Source organism: Rickettsiella endosymbiont of Rhagonycha lignosa (genome assembly GCF_964031165.1).
Lineage (GTDB): Bacteria > Pseudomonadota > Gammaproteobacteria > Diplorickettsiales > Diplorickettsiaceae > Aquirickettsiella.
Genome location: NZ_OZ035011.1, coordinates 187,581 through 205,017, shown reverse-complemented (window position 1 = coordinate 205,017; position 17,437 = coordinate 187,581). Strand labels below are relative to the sequence as shown.

Below are 17,437 nucleotides of genomic sequence, written 5' to 3'. Positions count from 1 at the left end.
CCTCTTTTTCTAATTGTTGTGAATATTCTTGCAGCCCATTTTCTGATTTATATCATGGTCCTTATACCCCATAGACTTAAGTATTATTTTATTAAAATCAAACTCATTTTTACTAGAGAAGACTGAAAATAACGAGGGATTTGTATTAAGAAATTCTAAAATACACAACAATGGGGATCGCCTAAAATTGTTTTTTAAAGAGGTCCAGCGGGTCCCAACTCCAATTGAAGGTGTAATGTTTTTTGTATAATGCCATGTATAAGATGGAACATAGAGAATGTCCCCTTCTTCTAGCTCTGTTTCATAGTAATCAAGATTTTCATATCCCAAATATTCTCTAATCTGAGGGTTTTCTGGATTAATGTCACAATACTTTGCAGGACTTCTATTGGCTCTCGGATGAAAAGCATACAAATAATCTGGGGGCCAAAGATACCATTTCTTTTTTCCATATACCTGTAGAAACAAATTATCATTACCCTCATTATGACAATTTGTAGTAGAACCCGACTTTCCAATAAATAAAACATTGAATATAAATCCGCTAAAAAATTTCTGCATCATTCTTTCTTTTAACCATCGCAAGTTTAAGTATTCTTTTAACTCAGGATGTCTATCCAATAACGGATGAAATCTTGCATAACGCTGATCATTTACGTCATTGATTGATTTGATATATTCTTCCAGAGATGAAATTTCAAAATCTGACTTATTAGATGCACTTCCATAAACTTCATGATTTACAAATATCACAGGCTCTTTCCCAAAATTGTTTGAGAAGTAATCAAAGTCCCATTCTTTACACGCCGACCAGTTTTTAGCCACTCCTTTAAAAACCACAGGAATACCTGGAAGGAAATTATACGCATAAAACTGTTGTGGTGATAAATCAGAAATTTCGGTGATAGGCACGCCTTTTCCTCTATAATTATTTACAGATAAAAGTTCACCTATTTGATTCTTCAGTCTTAATCTTGATTCGAATAAAAACTTATTTGTAAATTTTTGTCCGAAAAAATGTTCTATAGTAAATAGTAAATTAAACTTTAATTTAAGTAAGTAGGGTAATCGCAACGACAATGAATCTATTCTATTAAGCTTCATAAAGAAAACTCCGAATGAATAAAATTATTATAATTTATATTTTCTCAAAATTTGGACAATTATTCTGTCAAGCAGTATTCGGATAATTTCCCACATCACTCTTCTATAAAATGGTAAATGTTTTGTATAAACAGCGGCATACTCTATAAATGGCTTCCCTCCCCTATTAAGTTTATAATCAGACGCCCCTGAACTTAAATTCAAAATTTTTCTTTTTTTAGCCGCATAATCGATAGTTAAGCTAATTAACTGACGATACAATCCAAGCTTTTTAGCAAGCACAGTATCATAACCAACAAGGGGTGCTGACACGGTTGTTTCATTTTCAAATATGCCAACTACACCATCCAATACCCCCTCAGAATTTCTAAGTCCAAAAAAAGTTAATAAATTATTGTTATGCCAATGCGAAATCATATTCACATTATATTGCGGATTATGTTTTGAGTATTTTTTCAAATAAAGTTTATTATAAAGCTCCACGATTCTAGAAAAATCCGAAGAAAAGATATTTGCATGCTCTTCGATTATATATTTTGAATTATTTCGAACTTTTCTATCTCTTTTTAAATCTCGCTTCAACTCATAGTCCTCTAATTTCTTATCAAAAATGTAAACTTGTCGCGTAGGGACTAAAAGATAACCCGCTTTTTTAAAAGCAATTAGTTGATCGGCGTTAGTATGATAGTTTAAAGAGCGGAAAATAATGGCATGGTTAGGATATTTAATCTTTGTAGCTTTTGTAAAATCCCCTAGTCCTTCACCCAACCAATCAGGATATAAGTTAGTCGACAATAAATAATTGTTAACAAAAATATTTTTATTTATTTTTCCTAACTTTAAGAGAGAGCTTAAAACGGCCGTTAAGAATCTTATGGGATATTCAATTATTAAGTTACCAATTTTTCGTGACTCTTCAGCGCCATAGCTAACCAATGCATTATAGATAGAACAAACGTAAGAACTCGTATATTCCTTATAGTTGATACCGCTTGGAAATTTAATGCCATTGATTGTTAAAAATAGTGCCTGAGTTTCTGCATTATTAATAAAATGCTTACTACCCTTCTCTATTAAAGGCATCAAATAAGAAATGGCAAAATCATTACCAAAGCGGATGTTCATAACTCCTCTCCATTCCATTCAATATCGTCTGTAGTTACATTTTTAAAGAATTTTTTCAATTTAATTCCTTTAAAAAAAAATTCAGCGAATGAAAATATTAGCTTTAACTCGATCCATGGGTCTTGGGAGGTTTGTATAACATCTGTTGCATTACTGTAGTCCAGAATAAATTTTTTTCTATTTTTGCTAAATATTTTTTTTGTGCCATACAACAACATTGCTAGTCTCAACATTTTTGGCTTATTAAAAAATTCTATTTCTTGAGGCTGTCCTTCAAAAATTTTCTTCCAGTTGACTTGATTAGCTATCAGATGTAGACCACTTGTGGCCCTTGGATTACACTCAATCACATATAAACCATCACTAGCATTAATGAAGTCAAAACTAATTTGGCCTGTGAACTTAATCTTTTCAATAAATTCATATAAAAATTTATCTATAGATTCTAGTTTTTTAGGTTCGAAATAAATACCAGCTGATGAACCTGCCGTATATTTAGGATGGTAAATGGCATGTGTTAGTAGCTTTCCTTGATGAGCAATAGCATAACAACAATACTCTATGCCGGGAATAAAAACTTGCGCAACATAAGGAACATGCAAGCTCAACTCTCTGATCTGTTTTGCATTGGGTTTTATTAAAACAAATGATCCAAAACGAGAAAAAATTGGTTTTAATACTATATTTTCATTAGGTATTAAATCTTTATCTTCATTTGATTTTAGCAAGCAAGTGAAAGGGACTTTTATCTGGCAATTTTGGCAAAGTTGAGTGAACTTATATTTATTATGCAGTGCGGATAGTTTTTCCAGTGGGTCTAAGAATAAATGGCAGAAATCACTGAGCTCTGTATAAAACCGAGAAATAAAAAAAACTTCCTCGCATACTGGAATCAGGTACTCAATCTTATTTTCCTGTATGACATGAACTAAACTATCAAAATAAACTTGTGGGTTACGGTTAGGAGCAGGTAAAATAACATGTTTTACAATGGATTTTGAGAACCGACCTAAAGGATATCTCATTGAATCCGCGCTAAATACTTTATGGCCCTGACTATGTAAAGCACGCATCAAATCTAGAGCAGCAGGTGCTCTAGAGCCGGTAACCAGAATATTCATTGTCTAGTTCCCTGCCAAGTAATTTGACAGCTGATTCGTTGGCGTTTTATGTAAAATTTTTTTCTTTCAAATTTTTTCCATTTCCAATACGGAATTTTACAATTTAACTTAACAAATATACTATTTAAATTTTGCTCAATTATTTTTCTTTCCTCTTTACTTAATAGTGCCAAGACAGCTATTTCAAAGGAAAGAGGTTCTATCTGATTAATCTGATAATCTATTAATTCAACACGCACTTTCGCCAATACTTGTCGGATAACGTCTGAAAAAACAGGGTGGGTATTTTCAGTGAATCTATTTATTCCAAGACAAATATCACCTTCACGCCCCTCAATTGTTCTGATTTCAGTAAAGGGTGAAAACGATTGTTGCGCCCTAACTAACACGTCATCCAATCTATATCGGATGATGGGCTGACTCGTTCTCCTTAAATCAGTAACGATAGGGATAAATCGATATTCATCTATCCATTCTTTTTCGATAATTAAATTTTCTTCATTCAGCTGTATAGACCCATATTGGTTACTAATTCCTAGAAACCCTTCCGTGCATTGATAGACTTGTTTTACCTTTACTTTAAAGGCGGACTCAATAAAGCTTTGATGAACAGGTTCCAACACTTCCGCCACTGAAAAAATAGTATGGGGTTGTATATCTATAAAGCCTTGTCGCTTAGCTTGTGCTAACTCGAATAAAACAGTAGCTGGTGCTGAGAGAATTGAGGGCTGAATTTTCATTAGTTGCTGATATTGCGATGATAAACTTTCTGTTAGATCAAAATAGTGAAATACTAACCGCGATGAATTCGCTATTGACTGATAGAGGTTACTATTAGCTCTCAGGAAAAAAGCAATTGACTCTTGATAAAAAGATAAATTAGGGAATATTTTGGCAAGTAAAACTCCAACCCAGCAAGCACGCTCTTTGGGACTTACTAAAAATAACCCTCTTTGTCCAGAGGTGCCTGAAGATAAGCCAACCGTTATTCCATTTAAGGTGGGGGAAAAATCTCGCGTTTCTTCTGCATGTAAGGCAATTTCAAGGGCACTTTCTTTATTCAACCCTACAGTATTAATTGAATTAAACTCAGACATCATAATCGATTTATTTATAATTGGAAATTCTTCTAGTTGTTTATCAATATATTCTCTATAAAATGGAGAATGAGGCAATACATTTTTTTTAAAAACCTTCCAACGTCTATTCTGATAATCTTCTAAACGTTTTTGACTGGTTATAACTCTCTGATCCCACCGAGTTTTGAAATATTGTTTTAAAATAGTCAATAGCATTATTAGTTATCCTATGCTAGATCTTTGAATGAGAGTTGACAATGAGACGGAATAATCTTTATTTTTGGGTTTTTTAAATAAAGTTGATGTAATTTCTGAATGGTATCTACATAGATTTTTTTATCATCATGAAATAAATAGGTTAATAGACTTGGCATTCGCAGTGATTGAAAACTTTGCTTGTGCCAACAACTATCACCGACCAAAAAAATTACCTTACCCATGTTGTCTTGAAAAAAAACGCCAATATGGCCTTTAGCGTGTCCAGGCAAATCAATAACAATTAAGCTACCGTCTCCTAAAATGTCATACCCAGTATCGAAAGGTCTCATGTCAGATGTCAGTTTTATGGTTTGACGGTGATTTAATAATTGTAATCTAATTTCAAAATCTTTTGGCAATAGACGAGGAATAAAGGCTCTAAATAAACTCCTATATCGTCCTAGATGCTTAATGCTTTCCCAGGCCTCTGAATGACAGATAAATTTTGCGTTTGGGAAATCCCTTAAACCGCCTAGATGATCTGAATGAAAGTGAGAAATAATAATAAAGTTAATTGTTTCAGGATTAATATTTTTAGCCTGCAACTGTACTTTTAAATCTTGGGTTTGTGTGACTGGAGTTATCCATTGATAAATACACTCGGGAAAAGAAGAGGTTAACGCACAAAAGCGCTGACTGTAGCCGGTATCATAAAGAATATTCCCGAAGTGGGGATGTTGGATAAAAAAACATAATGCAGGATATCGTAATTTTTTAAACTTGCCCCCCTGTAAAGTAACACACGCATAGTGCTTGCAAAACCCTGCTTGGAACCATTGAAAACTTAACATACTTGCTTGACCCATTGAACATAGCGCTTAATGCCCTCTTCGATACTTAAACTAGCCTTGTATTTCAGATCCGCTTTGGCCCGCTCAATATTAAGAGTCTGTCCGAATGTCATAATGCCTAGCGTATAAGGAGTTATAGGAGGTTCAGATTTTATAAATGGCAATTTATAAACAAGGTTAAATAGATGAGCAATAGGTTTTAGTGCATAATAGGGAAAATATTTAAATTGAACACTTAAATTCAATTGTTCAAAGAGCAGCTTTAAAATATCGATCAAAGCCATGGGCTGGTCATTCGTAATGTTATAAATGTTTCCACTAAAAATAGGAGGAGCATTGGCAGCTTTTATAAGACTATCAGCAACGTTATCCACATAAGAAATATCTATGAACTGTCGACCTTCACCAATAACTGGCACTTTACCTCTTTTATAAAGCGCCATGATCCTGGGCAATATCGATCGGTCATAAGGACCAAAAATTCCTCGAGGTCGAATAGTGATGACATCTAAACCATGATTCAAGTGTGCATGTTTAATGATTTTTTCGGCTTCTCGCTTTGTCTCAATATAAAAATTAGCCGCTTTAGAGGCTAAAGATGCGTCTTCTTTAATGTCATATTGAGATTTAAAGTTAAAATAAATACTGGGGGATGAAACATAAATTAAACGGGAGCCTTTTGGTGTTGCTTGAACGACATGTTGTGTTCCTCTCACGTTTGCTTCATAAAAAGCTTGAAATTTTCCCCAGGGAGAAGACAATGCTGCACAATGGAAAATCAGACTACTCTCTTTACACACTTCCTGCAAAGCAGGTTCATCCTCTAAATCTAATGCTCGGAATTCGACACCCAGTGCTGACACCTGTTCGCCAAGGGCTTTGTTTCGACCTAAACCAATCACATGAAATTCTTTTTGTTCTTTTAACAGGCGGCACAAGGCCATTCCTAGACAACCTGTTGCACCTGTTACTACAGCTAACATTTAATACCTCATAATCATACCGCTTGATGAGAGGCCTGCACCTGTACCCATAAGATATATTAACTGCCCCCGTTTTAGTTTTTTTTCTTTGATAAGCGTATATAATGCCGTGGGAATGGAAGCAGCCATTTGATTTCCATGGGTTGCATAAATATCAACAAATTTTTCTTTAGCTATATGAAGTTTTTTACGAATATGATGCATGGCAAGCAAGCTTGCCTGATGTGGAACAAACCAATCAATGTCATCTATGGTTAGTCCTGCTTTTTTGAAAACAACTTCTTGCGTGTGAACAACTAATTGACTTGCTAATTTAAATACTTTCTTCCCATCCATATAAAATAAACCATAACTTTGATGATTAAATGGTCGAGCAGGTGGAATACGCGTCCCGCCTGCTTCTAAACGGCAATAATCCGAGCCTATACTATGCGTTTCCATGTAGGAACTTAAAATTCGACTGGAACCATCACTTTTTTCAATCACACAAGCAGCAGCTCCATCGCCGAAAATGGTGCATGTTTCCATATCTTGCCAATTAATTCCAGCGGATGGAATATCACTGGATACAATAAGAGCTCGCTTAAAGCGTTCATTGCTAATTAAATAGGAGAGAATATCTATAGCGGTCAAAAAACTTAAACAGGTGCTATTAATATCAAAACAAGCTATACCTGACTTTTCTAAACCTAATTGTTTTTGAATTAATGAGGCTGTAGAGGGAATTGGCTGTTCACCCGCTCCACATGCACTGACAATGACATCTATACTTGTAAGCTCAATATTCGCATTTCTTATTGCTTCCAAAGAAGCTGCTGCGCCCATGAAGGAAGTAGTTTCATTGGCTTCGGAAAAATGTCGAGAAATAAGTCCAGATTTTTTTGCTACGCTTCCAGGCGACAACCCAAGCTTAGTATCAAGATCAAATGATAAAATTTTATTTTTTGGAAGATATTTTCCCATACTAATAATTTTTATATTCGGCATACTATTTTATTTATTTTTAAAGTTGTAATTATTATTGATAATAGCTAATTTATTTTCAATAAGGAATTATCATTTTAGTCAATTAGAATCTAATTATTTGTTTTGTTTTTACTTAAAGTGGTCATGACTAAAACTTAGCTCATGCATTGCTTCAATTTAGCTCGATATTATTAAAAATATTTGATGCAGCAGTTTTTTCAAATGGAACATTATGTCGTCAATACGATTTACTTTTATCGGTCATAAGCATTTGAGATTATTAGAATAAGCTGTGCTTCCAGATGCATTATATGGTATATAGTTCTTTTACTAAAATTACAAAAGATATTTTTCATTCATCACAGATACTATGCTCGCTTAAATATCTTTTCGATCAAAAGTTCTCGGAATCATAAAATTTATTCGCAGATAGAATTAAGTTAACTAGTTCTTCCTGTGCGCTGCATTTTTTAAATCGATTGTGTATTGATTGAAAGCCAGCTCATGTACTGCTTATTGCTGAAACAATTGACGTTAATTAAAGGGATTTTTGATTAGATTAAAAAAAGAGTGCCTGAACAGCACTCTTAAAATTAAATACATTAAATTTTTAAGTATTATTTATTTTTTAGATTTTCCAGGCATATTAAATTCTTTGCCTTTATTATATAGAGAGCCCATAGGAAAATTTTCCTTAATAACCTTATAACCCATACCTTCTCTGCAAGCATTGGCTAATAACCCATCATCCTGATCGCCAGACCAACTAAAACAACCTGCTAGACCATGCTTTTTAACATAATCCCCTTTGTTCTTTGCCGTTCGGGGTGTTTCAAGCGAGATATAATGTTTGGTATTGGGATTATATAAAACATCGGTATCTGCATCAGTATCGGTCATAAGATGGAAGTCATTCTTACCTTGAGCCGCTTCTCCTTCTAAATCAAAAACGTTTTTGATTAAATCAAAGAATTCATAAGCACCATTTTCAAAACTACCCAAAGCCTTACCTTGTTTATTATATTTTAATGAGCTCAAATCAGCTTCTGCTGCAGCACGTGCATAGTTTGCCACACCTAAATGAATCATGTTGGCTGGAATTCCTACACTTCCCAAATAAGCCAATGCTTTGACCCCAGCAAAATTAGAAAGTAGTGATTCCTGTAAATTGCTATGATGCGCTAAACTGGGTGCCCAACCGGTACCAAAAAAGTCATAACTCATCAAAAAAATAAAATCTAGACCCGCATTTTTTAAACCTGCTATGTTACTAAATTTCATTTTTTCAGGATCAGCACTCATCGCAATCGTGATGGTTTTTGTTTTTTTACCAAACTTATCATCCAATGCCGAGCGTAATTCGCTAATTAGTAATGCATAATTATTACCGTCGTTTTCTGGATCCACATGATTTCCTGCATTTCCTTCGGCGCCTGGATATTCCCAGTCGATATCAATACCATCAAACATCGGAAATCTTTTCATGAAATCAATAGAACTATTGATAAATTCTTTGCGCATATCTTGATTTTTCACCATATCAGAGAAAAATCCTGATAAGGTCCAACCTCCTACGCTAAAAGAGTATTTTAAATCGGGATTTTTTTTCTTAAGTTCTCTCATTCCACCTAATAAACCTGCTGCTTTTTCTTGTTGATAAAAATTGAGGTAATTGTCATAAGTTAAGTCCATATGTCCTTGGCTTAAACCTACATTGGTATAAGTTGCGAGATCCCCCCACGGATCCATTAGTACAATGTGTCCCTCTTTCATTGCAGTGGGCACTTGCTTATTCCAGCCGTCAATTGATTTTTGCATTACTTCGGCTTTTTCTCCAAAATCCCCACAAATACCCATGAAAGAAAAGATAATTCGATCGAATGCATTCGCATCGATTTTATTTAGATCAAAACCACGTCCAGCTTGGGTAGGATCCGTCTCATTTTGCAATCTTGCATCATATTGACACCAATCAGTGATATAAGCAGATAACTTGGGTTTTGTTTCAGACTTTTCATAAATATTGTAAACAGACTTCGCGACACGCGCCGAAGTATACGAAAGATGGGTACCCGATCCATCTGCTTTATAACCTACTTGTTGATAGGTGACTTCTGTTTTAGGATCCTTGCAGATTAATTTGCTGCACTCTTCAGTGCTATCACAACTTGTTGGATTTCCTAACGCTATTTCTTCATTCGTTGCTGGGCGATCGATACGCCAAGGATTTTGGTTCGGGTTTTCTTCCCATTTCCCTGGACAATGTTCTGCTTCTACCCACCAACCATTTTTCCAAATCTGACTAGCAAAAACCACATAAAAAGGTCCAGCACCACTTTGATGATCCCAGGGGACTATTTGATCATTCTTAATATTCATAAACTTCCTTATAATTAAAATATTAAATGCGCACAAATTAGTGTACTCAGAAGCATGGCACATTCAATTGCTTTATATAGTAAGGTTGACCTACATTCATAAGGGAAAAAGGATGTAACCGTATAGTTTCGAAACTGCTAGCTGTTAGCCGTCTTTGTTGGAATGCAGTTGTGCTAGTTCACCCGAATATTTCCATTTAACTCATACTAAAATTATTGGAAGGATAAATAAGATGAATCGGTTAAGTTACTTAATGTAGTATTCGAATTAGCTGGATTAATTGCAAATAATTGTGAATTATTATAAGTGTTATTGGTTATCCCCATACTTTTACTTTGATTTTGCTCAATTACTTGTTGTAAATTATTTGATGTAATCCCATTTCTCTGATTTGTATTTCTAATTTCTTCAAAAATATCGTTTTGCTTTACCTCATAAATTTTTTGGCGTACTTCAGAACTATTTAATATAGATTCAGTCAAATTATTACAAATTAATTGCAGTCGCTGCAGACCTTCTTTGCAGAAACGGTTGGATTTGAAAAAATTAGAAATACCATTGCATAAAAGACTTTTATCCTCTTTATCTATTTTTTTAGTATAAATTTCACATAAATCTATTTGCAAAGACTCATTTTTTTCTTGTCTTTTTTTGGAAAAACAAGTTTCATCTAACAATACATTTAACGGTTTACCTTCTGCATATGGATCATTATCTCGCTGCAAAGAAGTACAAGCTATTTTCTCTATTCGTCTATCATGCAATAAATTTTCAAATAGAATAGAATCTATGTTTAAAGAATAGTTTCTTTGCAAATTTAATATTTTGTAAAGGTTGTTTTGAGGAAATATTTCATCGGAGTTAGCTGTGCTTAATGGAAAATAATTATTTGGTTCCACCTGAAGATACGAAACATCTGAACTCAATGCTCTTAAAATATTGTCACATAATTTTATTTTTTCGCCTAAGGGAAGATTATTAATTTTTTCAATACATATTGCCAAATTTTCTGGTTTTTCTAAATTAGCTCTCCTGTCATCCGGTAAACAAACTCTTAATTCATTAATGAATTCGGGATTTAATGATGATCTGCAATTATTTTTCTTTACAGATTCAAGACCCTGATTAATAGGTACTACAGAAATTATTTCTTTAGAATCAATTAATTGGCATGATTTTCTTTGTATAAAATGAATAAAATTAACGATTAACTGAGTTGCCAAATCACAACCCAGTTCATTAATAGCCTTTTTTTTAAAAAAATTCTCGCCTAAGCTAAATATATTTTTTTCATTTAATAGCTCAGCTAATGGATTGAAACAAATAGCTTGTTGCGTAGAAACAGGCAAGCTCGTTAAGCTTGATTTACAGGGGGAGTTAGTTAGTGTCTCTCCTGAAAAAAAACCATTCATTTCCTCTAAACAACTCCTTATAACTTGTTTTTTTGAGTCAACAGCTTCAATTGTTTTTTTCATAAAAAAAATTCCTTCTTCTTTTTAAATTTAATTTTCAAAATACTTTTTTAGTTTACATTAAAAAATGTCAATTATAAACAACTCCTTTCCAGGAAGAATAAATTTAACAACTGAAGCGCGAAAATGATCTGTTGCGTCGTGAATGGATAGCTTAAAAAGTTGTTTTTTTAAATATCTTACCTTGCATTCTCACTTCAACCTGAGCGTGGGAGATTTGAGTCCTCCGGGCACACAGTAAAATCTCGACAGTCTTGTTATCTTTTACTCATAGAATTTTCCAAGTCAAAAACTACTGCAACTTGATCCTTAAAATGAATGCTTGTTTGTTGATAAGTTTGCGAGGAAGTGCTTGTAGATGTGTTTTCAGCGCGAAGAAACATAACTGGCAATGGTAATTGGTCAATATCTCCTTGATAATGAATGCTATAAATAGGTCCCAGTTTAACTTTAAACCCCTCCGCTAGTGACCTGGCTAGTAAGATCGCATTTTGAATCGCTTTTTTACGTACTTGTTCACGATAGTTACTAGGTTTTGCTACACCTAATTTTATCGCTTGAATCTCATTTAAACCTAATTTTAGTGCACCATCCAATAGTTGATTAAGTTTCCCGATCTCGCGCACAGTAACTTGAACCTGACGTACTGCCCGGAATCCTTTTAGTTCGGATGAATTATTCTGATAATCATATTCTGCTTGCGTGCTTAAATTAGCTGCATTAATATCCTTTTGTTCAATCCCATTTTTACGTAAAAAATCAAAATATTGCGTGACACGTTTATCAACCTTCTGTTTAGCATCAACTGCCTGTTTAGCTGTATAGTTTACTTCAATTGTTATAGTTGCAATATCTGGGGTTACATCGATACTGGCAGTGCCTATCGTGCTTAGATGTGGAGCTGCTGGGAGCTCGTCAGCGTGGATCAAAGACAAAACAGATGTTGTTAATCCTAGGCTGACTGCTAAAATCAGAGTCTTTAATTTCATTGTGCCTCCAATAGCGGAAAGTACTTTTTTAAAATTTAATTTAGAAATTCTATGCATAGTCCAATAAGGGAATAATAGCAATGAAGCCTTTAATTTAAAAGACTACTTATTGTGCAAAGCACTGACTTTGCATAGTTCAAATTTTCTACTTTAAAAACCTGCAGGCCTTAGATTATTATTAGTAGGAATGAAATTATCATCCTGATTATGCGCTGTTGGTTGAGGTTTGAAAAAGCTGTACACATTTTTTATCGTATTAGTAGCATCTTTTTGACGATACAAAGCACTACCTAAAAGCGCTACCGAAGATGCTAAAGCCATGGCAATCCCACCCGTCAATATACTTAAGCCAAGAAGAACCGTTATAACCACCGACACGATGGCAACAACGGTCATAAATACGGCACAGAGTCCCCATGCTCGTCGAGCACGTTCATGTATCTCTAATTTTTGTTGTTGATAATGCCAACTTTCTAATAATTTTATTAAATCTTCATTTTCAATTAGTTTTTCTTTTCTTAAATTCTCTAAAAATGTTTTTAGGAAGGATATTTTTTCTCTCTCATCTTGTATATCTTTAAACTTATCAGCTTCTAAAAAATTACCCAGCCTAGATAATGTTTCTTTGATGGGAATATTTAATTTATCAATTTCGGCGCGGCATAATTTTACCTTGTGATGTTCTAAGGCCAAAGAGAAAAACATAGCCGCTGCAAAGGCAAAACTAGATGCACTTGCTGCAATAATTGACAACCCTAATGATGCATGGAGGCCTATAAATACTATATCGGGATTTAACAGCAGGCTTGCAATTGTCCCCGTTAGCAACGGTATGCCAGATAAAGCATTGATTCCTTGAGCCCATGGATCATGATTTCTTCCCTCTTGGTAAGCAAGTATAAATGCCCCACAAGAATCGATAAGATTCCACGCAGTACCTAAAATTATGGTGGGCAAGCTTATGGGTGCTAAATATAATAAAATATTGGCAGCATTACAGGAAATATAAACATCATCCATCGCATCGTCGAATGGGTTACCAAGATACTTATATTTTTCAAAATTAAATAAAAGACTATCTTCTGCTGTCAAATCTCTTTCCATTTTGGCACACCTCTCATAAAACGTGTTAACGCTTTTAAATAAGAACTTTCAGTTAGAGGTTTTAAAGTAAATGGTGGTATATTTCCGGATATATCCTCTTTCTAATATCAACTATATAGAGAGTAGATTAAGGTATTATTAAGGGATTTAACTGGCTTTCTTTTATCTCAGGGCTAATAAACGCAGAGTGTATTTTTAAAAAAATAAGTCTCCGAACTAGGGGCAAGATGTGTATGATTAAACTCAAATATTATATCTTAAACTTATTATTTCTATGTGGCATGAGCTGGTGTTTCGGTGCTCAACTTCAGGCAGGAAAACCATTGCCAAGCTGGCAAAAAGGATATTTAGATATCTATCACATACACGAAGGTGCGGGTAATTCAACATTTATGATATTCCCAGATGGCACTACGTTACTCTATGACATGGGTGACGCTTCTATTAGCTATAAAAAACAGGAATCGTTGTTGCCTGAATATTCCTCGGTTTTACCCAATACCAGTAAACCTAGTTATGCATGGGTTGCTCAATTTATTAATCAATTTTCTCCCCACCCTGGAAAATTAGATTATGTAGTGTTGTCTCATTACCATTTTGATCATATGGGCGAATGGAATAAAGAGCGTGAAGAACAAACCCAAGGTCATTTTAAACTATTTGGGATTACTGGACTTGGAGAAAAAATAAATATCCATACGCTTATTGACCGCAGTTACCCTGATTATGATCATCACGGAGATATCCCAGGTAACTTAAATAATTATCTTCATTCAACAATAAATGAATATGCTCAACTAACCGCCTTAACCATGCAATCCTATAAACGTTTTATAAATTATCAAATTAAGCATAAGCATTTAAAAGCTGAGAAGTTCAAAGTTGGCAGCAATTCACAAATTCATTTAATTTATCATTTTTATCCTAATTTTAAAGTCAGGAATATCCTTGGTAATGGTTATGTTTGGACTGGAGAGAAAGAAAGTACTTGCCAGTGTATTCAGTATACTGGCAAGGATCAGCTCAATGCTAAAAAAGAGAATGATCTCTCAAATGGATTTCGTATTACTTACGGGGCATTTCGGTATTTTACCGGTGGAGATATAACAGGACGTGAATTAACCGGCAAAGATATTGATAATTCGGTTGAAGCTTTAGCGGCACCCGTTATTGGGAAAGTGGACGTTGCTACTTTGGATCATCATGGATTTGATGATGCTCAGAGTAATATTTTTGTAAAAATATTAAGGCCAACGGTTTGGATTCAACAAAATTGGGCCGTTTCCCAAACGAGTTTGCCAATGATTCTTAGAACTCTAGACATTAGAAATTATCCTTATTCAAGGGATTTGTTTGCCCTTCATTACTTTAAATTAAACGATTTGGCATTACCGGTATTAGGTAATCCAAATCAGCAAAACCCTATCGAACACTATTATAAAAATACTGTGGGAGACATTGTAATAAGAGTCTCGCCTGAAGGAGAAAAATATTGGGTTATTTTTATGAAAAATACTATAAATAAGTACGTTGTTAAGGCAGTATATGGTCCATATTTTAGCCATAGTCACTAGATTGAAATAAATTACATTAGCAAGTCAATAAGTTTTACATGCTCATTCTTCGTCTACCTTTATCAACTGTAAGAAAACTTTTTAGGCATATTTCTAAAGAGAATGGTTAAGTTTAAAATTATTATATTTTTAATATTTTAATTTATTTACATAACATTTAAAATAAAATAGGTTGTTTTTTTTCTAAAAAAAAATGTAACCTTCGTCGCTTAACTATTTATGGACAAATATGTATAAAAATATAAAACAAAAAATTAAACAACAACGAATACATTTAATTTCTATTCGAAAATCTCTCACCAAGCAGAACGAATTAAAAAGAGAAATCAAATTATTTTTTCAAGATTCAGAAGAAAAATTAAATCATGCTTTACAGCAAACAAATCTTCCAACTTCTAACATCAGTATATTAAGAGAAAAATTGGCAGATGATCAGCGTTTGTATGCTGAATGCGAAGTCCTTATTCATGAACTTCGTGCAGATATCAAAGCAACCAAAAGGGAAATTGAAAAATTAAAGCTTAAATTTCATCGTCTTTTTTTTCCGCAAAAGACATGTGGTTTTTTTAAACAAAAAAATGCTAATAACCAAGCTGCAAATTTTTCTGCTCAGGCCGGCGCATATAAACAAACTTCTTAAGGGAGCGTAGTAGATCCTGCTAAGCCATTGTAATCAAAGTTCATGGTACAGGAATACCGGGAGGGATCACCCACAGGTACATTTACGCCATTATGTGAGATAGGTGCTGTTACATATTGGCAGACCACATTGATTCCTTGTAAATATTGTTTGCTCATTCCTGCATCAGGATGTACTTTCGGACCCGTAAGATAAACAAATAATTTTTTAGCTTCCATCCCTTGTATAGCAACGTTCATTACATTAGGGAGCGCTAAGCTTTTATGAGACATGCTTATCAGCAGTAAGAATGAAGCTGATAAATGGATCATGCTAACTTTGCTTTTTGCTTGCATAGTGCTTCCTCAAATCAGAAATTTTAAAAATAGTTGAAAATTTTTAATTTTTCCAGTCAGCATTAAAGTGATTTAAAAGCTTTAATGGTAGCCATACGTGAACTTTTAAAGTCAATGATTGGCTTGGGGTAGCCACTTTTTAAAGCTAATACCGGTGCACGCTGATGAGGATCATGAATCGTTCGAGCATCAAATGAACGCAATTCAGGGCAATACTGACGAATAAAATCTCCTTGTGGATCAAAACGTTCACTTTGTCGTAACGGATTAAAAATTCGAAAATAAGGCACTGCATCAGTTCCTGTAGAAGCGCTCCATTGCCAACCGCCATTATTTGCTGCTAAATCGCCATCAATCAAATGCCGAATAAAAAAATCCTCGCCTAGGCGCCAATCAAAAAATAAGTTTTTGCTTAAAAACATTGCAACTATCATGCGTAAGCGATTATGCATCCAACCGATTTTTTTTAATTGACGCATACCGGCATCAACAATAGGATAGCCGGTATTACCCTGTTGCCATGCGTGTAATTGTTTTTGATTATATTTCCATTTTAATTTTTCAGTTTCCAATCGGTAAGGCTGATGCATCGACAAACGTGGTATCGCATCTAATAAATGCTTATAAAAATCTCTCCAAATTAATTCATTGATCCATGTCGTTGCACCTTTATTTCCCCCAGCAAATTCACCTTTGTTGGCCATTAAGGCGGCCAGTAAACATTTGCGTGGTGAAATCATTCCCGTTGCCAAATAGGGAGATAATAAACTCGTACCTTCCAATGCTGGAAAATCACGAGTTTTATGATAACTAAATAACTCATTTTTTATAAATTTTTTTAAGCGACGCTGTGCTTCTTTTTCACCGGAAGGCCAAATAATAGTGGTAGAGAAATCGATAAGCTTTAACGGAACTCTGCTGGATCGAATCTCGAGTGTATGTTGAGGTTTAGGCAGCGAATAATGCGGAACGCTAGTTTTATTATTCAATAACAATTGCAAGTAGGCGCGTTTATAAGGAGTGAAAATCCTAAAAGGTTTTCCCTGTTTTGTTTGTACTATTCCTGGTGTTAATATCACTTGATCATCATATGCAATACATTTAATACCATGTTGGTTTAAATAATTGCAAACAATTTTATCCCGTCGTTTCTCATCTATTTCATATTGCTTATTAAAAAATAATGTATCAAGCTTATATTTTTTTATATTTTGATATAAAATTTCTGGAATATCTCCAGTTTTTTTTACTTGTTTGATTATTAAGGGAATATTTCTTGATTGCAAATTTTGACTTAATTCCAATAGTCCAGTGAGTAAAAACTGAACTCGACATGCGGCCATGCGATGTTTTTTCCAAAAATGGGTATCAATGATGTAAATTCCTATAATACCTTCTTCACATTGCCGTGCAGCATGATACAGTGCTGTATTATCATGCAAACGCAGATCTTCACGAAACCAGATCAGACCTTTCATAAAGAAATTTCCAAGTTGTTGATACTTATAGTGTATGAT

Annotated in this window: 15 protein-coding genes; 2 read left to right on the top strand and 13 right to left on the bottom strand. The window is 34.2% G+C overall.

What is annotated here, in order from left to right:
* Positions 1 to 9: 9 nt before the first annotated feature.
* From AAHI99_RS00930 to AAHI99_RS00880, 11 genes are all read right to left on the bottom strand, one after another.
* Positions 10 to 1,104 (bottom strand): cupin-like domain-containing protein, encoded by a 1,095-nt coding sequence (locus AAHI99_RS00930; protein WP_342227824.1) that lies wholly within the window; start codon positions 1,102 to 1,104, stop codon positions 10 to 12.
* 27 nt (positions 1,105 to 1,131) lie between these two features.
* Positions 1,132 to 2,229 carry a hypothetical protein gene (locus tag AAHI99_RS00925; protein ID WP_342227823.1) on the bottom strand — a complete coding sequence of 366 codons (1,098 nt, stop codon included), beginning with the start codon at positions 2,227 to 2,229 and terminating at the stop codon, positions 1,132 to 1,134.
* The gene (locus AAHI99_RS00920; RefSeq protein ID WP_342228385.1) at positions 2,226 to 3,302 is read right to left on the bottom strand and encodes an ATP-grasp domain-containing protein; all 1,077 of its coding nucleotides are present in this window, start codon (positions 3,300 to 3,302) and stop codon (positions 2,226 to 2,228) included. Before AAHI99_RS00920 ends, AAHI99_RS00925 begins: the two co-directional genes overlap by 4 nt.
* A 44-nt stretch (positions 3,303 to 3,346) precedes the next feature.
* The gene (locus tag AAHI99_RS00915; RefSeq protein ID WP_342227822.1) at positions 3,347 to 4,645 is read right to left on the bottom strand and encodes a F390 synthetase-related protein; all 1,299 of its coding nucleotides are present in this window, start codon (positions 4,643 to 4,645) and stop codon (positions 3,347 to 3,349) included.
* A gap of 11 nt (positions 4,646 to 4,656) precedes the next feature.
* On the bottom strand, positions 4,657 to 5,478 hold the full coding sequence (locus AAHI99_RS00910; RefSeq protein ID WP_342227821.1) for an MBL fold metallo-hydrolase: 822 nt from the start codon (positions 5,476 to 5,478) through the stop codon (positions 4,657 to 4,659).
* Positions 5,472 to 6,461: an NAD-dependent epimerase/dehydratase family protein gene (locus AAHI99_RS00905; protein WP_342227820.1), complete on the bottom strand. Its 990-nt coding sequence runs from the start codon at positions 6,459 to 6,461 to the stop codon at positions 5,472 to 5,474. The genes AAHI99_RS00910 and AAHI99_RS00905 overlap by 7 nt, the downstream gene beginning before the upstream one ends.
* Positions 6,462 to 7,448, bottom strand: a complete 987-nt coding sequence (locus AAHI99_RS00900; protein ID WP_342227819.1) for a beta-ketoacyl-ACP synthase III — start codon at positions 7,446 to 7,448, stop codon at positions 6,462 to 6,464.
* A gap of 600 nt (positions 7,449 to 8,048) precedes the next feature.
* Positions 8,049 to 9,806 carry a glycosyl hydrolase family 18 protein gene (locus tag AAHI99_RS00895; protein ID WP_342227818.1) on the bottom strand — a complete coding sequence of 586 codons (1,758 nt, stop codon included), beginning with the start codon at positions 9,804 to 9,806 and terminating at the stop codon, positions 8,049 to 8,051.
* A 212-nt stretch (positions 9,807 to 10,018) separates the two neighbouring features.
* Positions 10,019 to 11,281, bottom strand: a complete 1,263-nt coding sequence (locus AAHI99_RS00890; RefSeq protein WP_342227817.1) for a hypothetical protein — start codon at positions 11,279 to 11,281, stop codon at positions 10,019 to 10,021.
* Between the two features lie 254 nt (positions 11,282 to 11,535).
* Positions 11,536 to 12,267 carry an oxidative stress defense protein gene (locus AAHI99_RS00885; protein WP_342227816.1) on the bottom strand — a complete coding sequence of 244 codons (732 nt, stop codon included), beginning with the start codon at positions 12,265 to 12,267 and terminating at the stop codon, positions 11,536 to 11,538.
* 150 nt (positions 12,268 to 12,417) lie between these two features.
* A complete protein-coding gene (locus AAHI99_RS00880; protein WP_342227815.1) occupies positions 12,418 to 13,371 on the bottom strand; it encodes a hypothetical protein in 954 nt (317 codons plus the stop codon).
* A gap of 233 nt (positions 13,372 to 13,604) precedes the next feature.
* Here AAHI99_RS00880 and AAHI99_RS00875 point away from each other — a divergent pair, with 233 nt between their 5' ends.
* Entirely contained in the window at positions 13,605 to 14,945 is a 1,341-nt protein-coding gene (locus AAHI99_RS00875; RefSeq protein ID WP_342227814.1) for an MBL fold metallo-hydrolase, read from the top strand.
* A 229-nt stretch (positions 14,946 to 15,174) separates the two neighbouring features.
* Entirely contained in the window at positions 15,175 to 15,585 is a 411-nt protein-coding gene (locus AAHI99_RS00870; RefSeq protein ID WP_342227813.1) for a hypothetical protein, read from the top strand.
* On the opposite strand, the gene AAHI99_RS00865 is transcribed toward AAHI99_RS00870, so the two are convergent.
* Positions 15,582 to 15,920, bottom strand: coding sequence for a hypothetical protein (locus AAHI99_RS00865; protein ID WP_342227812.1), 339 nt, complete (start codon positions 15,918 to 15,920; stop codon positions 15,582 to 15,584). The two genes, AAHI99_RS00870 and AAHI99_RS00865, sit on opposite strands and share 4 nt — an antisense overlap.
* Positions 15,921 to 15,982: 62 nt before the next feature.
* Positions 15,983 to 17,398, bottom strand: a complete 1,416-nt coding sequence (gene phrB / locus AAHI99_RS00860) for a deoxyribodipyrimidine photo-lyase (protein ID WP_342227811.1) — start codon at positions 17,396 to 17,398, stop codon at positions 15,983 to 15,985.
* Between the last annotated feature and the right edge of the window lie 39 nt (positions 17,399 to 17,437).